Origin of the sequence: Chamaesiphon sp. VAR_48_metabat_403 (assembly GCF_031422475.1) — a bacterium.
In the GTDB taxonomy this organism is placed as follows: Bacteria; Cyanobacteriota; Cyanobacteriia; order Cyanobacteriales; family Chamaesiphonaceae; genus Chamaesiphon.
In genome coordinates, this window is record NZ_JANPLS010000011.1 from 24,263 (window position 1) to 31,371 (window position 7,109).

Annotated in this window: 5 protein-coding genes; 1 reads left to right on the plus strand and 4 read right to left on the minus strand. The window is 46.9% G+C overall.

Going from position 1 to position 7,109, the window contains the following annotated elements; genetic code table 11:
- Position 1: 1 nt before the first annotated feature.
- The 4 genes from RMO79_RS00550 to RMO79_RS00565 all read right to left on the minus strand — a co-directional run bounded on the left by RMO79_RS00550 (position 2) and on the right by RMO79_RS00565 (position 4,341).
- Positions 2 to 2,815: a methyl-accepting chemotaxis protein gene (locus RMO79_RS00550; RefSeq protein ID WP_310481090.1), complete on the minus strand. Its 2,814-nt coding sequence runs from the start codon at positions 2,813 to 2,815 to the stop codon at positions 2 to 4.
- A 269-nt stretch (positions 2,816 to 3,084) separates the two neighbouring features.
- Positions 3,085 to 3,615: a chemotaxis protein CheW gene (locus RMO79_RS00555; protein ID WP_310481091.1), complete on the minus strand. Its 531-nt coding sequence runs from the start codon at positions 3,613 to 3,615 to the stop codon at positions 3,085 to 3,087.
- A gap of 10 nt (positions 3,616 to 3,625) precedes the next feature.
- Positions 3,626 to 3,991: a response regulator gene (locus RMO79_RS00560; protein WP_310481092.1), complete on the minus strand. Its 366-nt coding sequence runs from the start codon at positions 3,989 to 3,991 to the stop codon at positions 3,626 to 3,628.
- A gap of 215 nt (positions 3,992 to 4,206) precedes the next feature.
- Entirely contained in the window at positions 4,207 to 4,341 is a 135-nt protein-coding gene (locus RMO79_RS00565; protein ID WP_310481093.1) for a hypothetical protein, read from the minus strand.
- Between the two features lie 431 nt (positions 4,342 to 4,772).
- Between RMO79_RS00565 and hmpF the strand changes: the two genes are divergently transcribed.
- A complete protein-coding gene (gene hmpF / locus RMO79_RS00570; RefSeq protein ID WP_310481094.1) occupies positions 4,773 to 6,497 on the plus strand; it encodes a pilus motility taxis protein HmpF in 1,725 nt (574 codons plus the stop codon).
- Positions 6,498 to 7,109 lie beyond the last annotated feature (612 nt).

Consider the following 7,109-nt stretch of genomic DNA (forward strand, 5'->3'; position numbering starts at 1 on the left):
TTTACTCGACTTTAAATCTCTCGACATAAGTGAGCAGGTTCCGCGCGACGACTACCAGATTTTCGAGCGACGAGGATACTTTTTGAGCTTCTTGAGAAGTCGATTGAGCTTGAATTTCGACCGATTGCATAACTTCTGTCACTGCTTTAGAAGTTTCGCGTTGCTCGATCGTATCCGAGGTAATCGATCTCACTAGTGAGTCGATCCGATTGGATACTTGGATAATGTCATCGAGCGATCGTTTGGCTTGTTCTGCGAGTTTGGTACCTTGGATTACCTGCTGGGTTCCTTGTTCCATCGCGGCCATTACTTGCCCGGTTTCGCTTTGAATCTGGAGTACGATGTGCTCGATTTCTTTGAGTGCTTTGGCACTTCGATCTGCTAACTGGCGGACTTCATCGGCAACGATCGCAAATCCTTTCCCCGATTCCCCGGCTCTGGCTGCTTCGATACTGGCATTGAGCGCGAGTAAGTTGGTACGGGAGGCAATTTGCGAAATTACCGAGACGATTTGCGAAATTTGTTGAGAAGATTCAGCCAGACGTTTGACTTTTCTGGTACTTTCTGCTACCGTTTCGCGAATTTCTTGAATACCTGCTACCGTCCGTTCTACCGCTTCACCACCTCTGAGCGCGGTCGAAGATGCCGTCCGGGCGACTTCTTCCGATTCGCGGGCACTTTCGGCTACCCGTTTGATCGAAGCGGTCATCATTTGTACCGAGTTTACCGTTACGGCTAATTCTTCAGCCTGACTGAGTGCATCCGAAGATAACCGTCGGGCGAATGCCTCGCTCTCGGTCGAACTTTGGTTGACCTGAACGGCGGCAACTTGTACCTGTTGAACGATTTGGCGGAGACTGTCAATAGTGAGGTTGAACGAATCGGCAACCGCACCGAGTACGTCGGCAGTTACTTCCGCTTTCACGGTCAGATCGCCGCGCGCTGCGCCTTCTACATCGTCTAGGAGGCGGATTACTTGGCGTTGGAGTTCATCTTTAGCCAATTCCATTTCCCGCGCCTTGCGCTGGGCTTCGGAGTTGCTAGTTACCACCGATTGCAACATGTAGTTAAAAGACGAAGATAATAGACCCAACTCATCTTGAGAAGATACCGCCGCTCTTGCGCCCATATTACCTTGAGCGACTTGCTCGAAATTGGATTGCAGGTCTCTAACGCTCCGACTCACTTGCTTGGTATAACGACCAGTCAAGATTTTGGTAATGCCAAAACTAGTCAAACCGCCAACGAGCATCATGATTGCGCCCGCTTTTTGTAAAGGTTCGCGAGCGGGATCTCTCGGAGCCAAACTGAGACTGGTGGCAAATGTCACACTAGCAATTGCGACTGCTGCACCCAATCCTGCCGCACCAGAAATCAACCATTGTTTTTTCTGGAACGAGGCATTTTCAAACGGTGCAAATATGCCTCGTGATGGCGTGAGATTAGTCATATTTGGACTATCTTCCCGATAGAGATTACTAATCGTACCAATGGGCTGACTTTTAATCCCAGAGATCGATACGCCGTTAATAAATGTCGAGCTGTCATCAAACATCCCTGAAGATTTAGGCAGGACGATCGCCGATGGAACTGGCTGGTCGAGGAAATTGTCGGGCAGATCGAAAAATCCAGATTGAGGGCCTTCCTCAGCAATTGGGGCAGGTCTGTGCGGCTCTTGTGCTTCGTTATCGATCGCCGCAAACTGCTGTTTGGGTGTCGATGCGGGCGCATTATTCGCCAGCGCATCGGATGGTTGAGGTTGGAATGTGTCTTGAAAGACCTGTGCCACGGCGAGATCGAAACCATCGGGAGCGGCATCATTGTGCTGCACTTGGGGGCGATTTGCTAGATTGTCTGGGGTTGAGTTGGCACCCATCCAAGCTGGAGGTTCACCAGCTTGAGCTGTGGGAGGCCAAGCCATTGGTAATGCGCCACTGATTTCATTGAGCGCGTCGGAAATATCTTCAACTGAAAATTCCACTTGTTCTGGAACTGGACGAACTGCGGCATTATTAACAGGGACTACTAATGTCGGTCGTTCGGCTACTCCTAATGGCTCATCAGCAACTGATGGTGTAGCCGCAGGGGCTTTGTCTTTAGGCAGATCGGGATCGAAGGTGGCAAAGGCGCGATGTGCCGCTGGGGAGATATTGAAAAAGCCCGTATCGTCTGCGGCTTCAGAGGTAGCTGCTAACGGTAAATCTTCAAAGAGCTGGTTGCTAGGATTATCGGTGCGATCGTACCCAAACGCAAAGGCATCGGTGAGTGTATCTTGATCGTTATTATAAAAACCAGTAGCTAATGGTGGTGGCTTTTGACTGGGAGCGTTAGTTTCGATCGAGAATAAGTCCGTACCTTGACCGGGAAATAGTTGTCCCGACATGTCCATATTAAAGTTCAGTGCGGCCAGATCGAAATCTTCATCAGCCGTGAGATCTTCTGGTTGTCTCCAAGTGAGTAACTCGGCAGAATCGGCACTAGTATCGCGATAATGACCGCCAGAATCGCCGCCATTGAAGCTCTCTTGCGTCGATCCGTTCGTTTGGCTCAAGCAAGAGGTGGCATATTCTAAGCCACTATTGGCAAATTGAATAAATTCGGGGTCGGTCGCAATGCTCAGTACATATTCGTACTCTTTTTTGCCAATTTCATACTGGTAGAGACCATAACAATAGATGTGCCCGCGCAATAAGCGGACGCTAGGATCTTCATGAAATTTGGCAACTAGCGTATCGATAATTGCGGCAGCTTTTTCGTAGTTACCTTGAAGATAGGCAGCTTCAGCTAATTGATAATCTTGGGTATAGTCTTGCATACGATCGGCATTAGAGATCATTTTGGTTCTGTGTCAATAACTAGCTAATTTTATGAAATATGGATTCTTATAAGTTTTATTCGCCGACCGAGCATAGTTGCACCCTTACTCACATAAATTTAGGCGTTGCTATTAGTCTTAATGACGAAAGTAGCTGTGGATGTCGATGCTCGTGTCGAGAGGCTCGCGGGAACGATTAGCACGATCTTTATCGAAGTAGTAGCTCTAAATCTCAGCAATAAAACTCTTAACTTGGAAAATAGTCGCGATTACAACGTCCAGTGGGACGAGCGGAGGATGGCAACTCGATCGAGTAAGTGCAATGGGGGTGCCTCAGCAACAGTGGAAGGGTAAACTCCTTTGATAAAACCACTCATCGCAGCGGGAATGTGAGCATCGGGAGCCAGCATTCGATCGACATCCAACCATTCGGTATTTGCGACCGCGCGGACGGCAAATCCCATCACCAGTTCTTGTTCTTCGACAATTAAAACGGCAACTTCATTTTGGTCGGTATTTACCAACACCAAATCGCCTAAAAATTGACCGATATCGGCGACCCAAATTACTTGACCGCGCCAATTATACGTACCTAATAAAAAAGGTGAAGCATTGGGAATGGGCGTAATTCGATCGAGATAAACAGACATGACCTCGCGAACGCCAGAAGCAGGTAAAGCAAACTCGTTTCCAGAAGGTACGTCAAATCGCAAACATAGTTCGCCATCTTGAGAGCCTGCACTCACATCATTAGTGTTGGGCGCATCATCACTGGTGAGAAAATCTAAATTGAGAACCATTAGACCTATCCTAATTTCGCAATAACTGTTTGATGGTACTGAGCAATTCTACTGGCTCGAATGGCTTGCAGACATAAGCATCAGCACCTTGACGCATACCCCAATGTTTATCAAAATCCTCACTTTTAGAACTGCATAAAATTACAGGTACATCTTGGGTTTTGGGATTCGATTTAAGTGTGCGGCATACTTCATAACCATTCATTTTGGGCATGACAACATCGAGCACTACGATGTCTGGAACGATTTCTAATGCGACTGCTACAGCTTGTTCGCCATCGGTTGCGACATTTACTGTCATTCCACTAGCTTGGAGTAGCTCTTTGATCATTTCCCGCTGAGCGGTACTATCATCCACAACTAGAACTGTTTTCATATATCTGCTAATCGATGGGGTAGATGGATACTGAGCTGGTAAATGTCAATAGTCTATAGTAATTTTTAAACATAAAATAAAAACTTCATAATTAATACTTATAGAACATCGCGGTTGACTGGAGATCGACTGGGGGATGGCTCCTCCATCCACTAGCGAACTGCTGGCGGTTGTGGTGGGGCTTTCAATCTCGTCCTCAGGGGGTTGAGAGGTTGCTACTGCGAGCAGCGGGACGACTCGACAGGGGAATCGCCTGCGGTGCTGTTGAGGCATTTAAACAGCCACCAAGATCGATCTGCATAAATATCCGCTACATTCAGTTTTCCCACACATTCACTAGTTTGTTTCACAATTTCCAAGATCGATCGCAAATTTAGTTGAATTTTTATGCTGATGACAGTTGGCAGTCGATGTATATATAGTTGTTATTGATGACACTGCTCTATTTGAGGCAAGGATCGATTTAGCCCGCCCCTGTCGCGATCGTCCGCTCTAGGCGGATGCTGTAGCTCCAGATCGCTTGTCAAAGAATGCGACTGCAATCATAACAGCAAACTTACCTACGGGTAATCGCGGCGAGGATATCGCCGGGTCCTCTACCTAATGAGATTTACTCTATGGAGGAAACAGATCGTGTTTGCGACAATACCTAATGTTGAGTAGTGTTTGGCACGATCGAAACTCTCTGTTGGCTCAGATTTATAATATGGATTAACTTAATTAAATTCTGTATGCTCGGCAAAAACCTAAATTTATTCATATAAGACAAGGGAATACTAACGTGTTGTATCTAGCAGAAATCCAAAAGCCAAAATCAGGGTTTAATATTAGCGGCAGAACTAAAGCCGAACTCAAATTGTTGGCTTGTCAGCGCACCGAACAAAATTGGAGTGCGATTCCTGGCGAAGAATTAGTTGCCGCCCCAGATGAGGCAAATAACTTCAATCCAGGCGTTTTAGTCTTGGTCGATATGAATGCCAATCGGCAGATTCAATCGCAATTGCGAGATGCTGGCAAACAGCTAGTTAGTATTCTCCAAAATCTCTCGCGTCAAATTGAAAAATACAAGAAAGAAGGCGACGAAATTGAAAGTTGGCGGCAATCTTTAAGTTTACAAACTCAGCAATTACAGTTGCGCCAAGAAGAAATTTATGAACGCGAAGTTGAGTTGGAAAGTACTCGTTCCGAACTCGATCGGTTGACTCAAGAATCACAAGCGATCGAAACAACAATAGAACAACACGAACGCTCGCGTCAAGAACTAGCAACTAAATGGGAAGAATTACAAGTTAAAGAGCAACATCTCGATCGGCAACAACAGTCGATGGGGACTTCGTTGAGCGAGCAGCAAGTCGATGAGATTCGAGCGGCTCTCCATCAATTAGGCTCTACCGCCCGCACTCTCGATCCCCAACAACTAGAAACTACCGCCACCGCCGTTGAAGTTCAACAAGATCTTCTCAACGAACATTGGCAACAATTGAGCCACCACCAGCAACAAGTCGTTGCTACCCAAGCCGAACTCGATCGCCAGCAGCAGGAGATCGAGCGCCGCAAACAGCAACTTCAAGAGCTACAAACTGCCCTCGAAGAAACGCAAACTGCCTGGGAAGTTCAGCAACATACTTTGAGTACCCAACAGGAATACGTTCGCCGTCTGACAGTCCGGATCGAACTGGAGCAAGTAAACTACCAGAAGATTTATTTAATGTCTAAAGGTGGTAGTGTCGATACTGGGGATACCCAAAAAATTGACCTCGAACAATTGGAATCAATACCGATTGGCCAATTGCAAGCGATCGTCGAAAACATCCAAACTGAAGTCGATCGATCGGTCCATTTCGTTCACTTAGAGGAAGAAGAACTCCAAGAAAAACAAGCCGCCATCGACGAACTTCAACAAGCGATCGCGGGAGCTAATGAGTTCGATAAACTCAAACTCGAAGCCGATCTTGCTGACGAACGCGATGGCTATAATATGCTCGATCGGACCCTCGACGGTCAACGCCAAACCATGCGGGAACGTCAGACATTCTTACAAATCCACAATCGCGTCCTCCGCCACCGTCAGGGTCATCCCCCAGAGGCTGCCGATCGCTCACAGGTCGAATGGGAATCGATTTTACAACTTTTGGATGGTCAACGCCAACAACAGCAGTCAGAATTGACTCAGATCTCCACCGAGATCGATAATCTGCGCGGGACGATCGACCAAACCAAAGCGAAAATCGAACGCCAGGTCGAAGCTTATCTCCAAGAGTCGAAACAAGTTCAAGCACTCGAACAAGAACAGCAACTCACCAAGCAGGTATCGATCGAATTGGTAGCTAAAGTAGCTCTATATCAGGAGTTAATGCAACCGTTACAAGATCGGATCGATGCCTTCAAGCAAGAATTAGCAGGATTGGCAGATCGATCTGAACATCAACCCGAAAATCACCAGGCGATGCAAAATATTGAGTCTCTACTCAATAATCTCGTTCATGGCATCCCGATGGAAGGCTAAATCTATTTAATCATCAGCCCCGACTTCTACCTGAAGTTGGGGCTGTTTTTTGTGTGTAATGTAACGCCAGTTTCTCTTGGTAGAGAGGCTACGCCAACGGGTTAAGGATGTTGGCTCCTTTCTAGAACCGCCTCCGATTAAAATCGGGGCTAGCATTACAAAGTCCGCCTGTCTTGAAAAGGTGCTCTACTTGGGGAGACCCCAAGAACGCACTTTTCGCTTCGCGGACTGATACCTTAGTCCGCGAAGGCGGACTAAGCATCATAAGCCGAGACTTCCAGTCTCCAGGCACTTCTTAACCCGAATTGATGTGTAATATAAATTTTTGTGAATATTACCGAAAAGCTTCCGGAGCGGATTGCCGATACTTGTAGCAAACTAGCAAAAGTTGATGCGAACGTAAAGCTGCATATTATTAAATCCTCATTCATAAGCGGTAATAGTTGACTAATTTTATGGAAATTGCCAACGCTTTAGAGACGATCGTCGATACACGTTATCAGCTTGTCGAACTTTTGGGTGCAGGCGGTAGCGGTAGCACCTACAGTGCGATTCGACTTGCCGATGGAGCTACAGTCGCCATCAAAGTTCTTTCCTTGCGTCACCTCAATG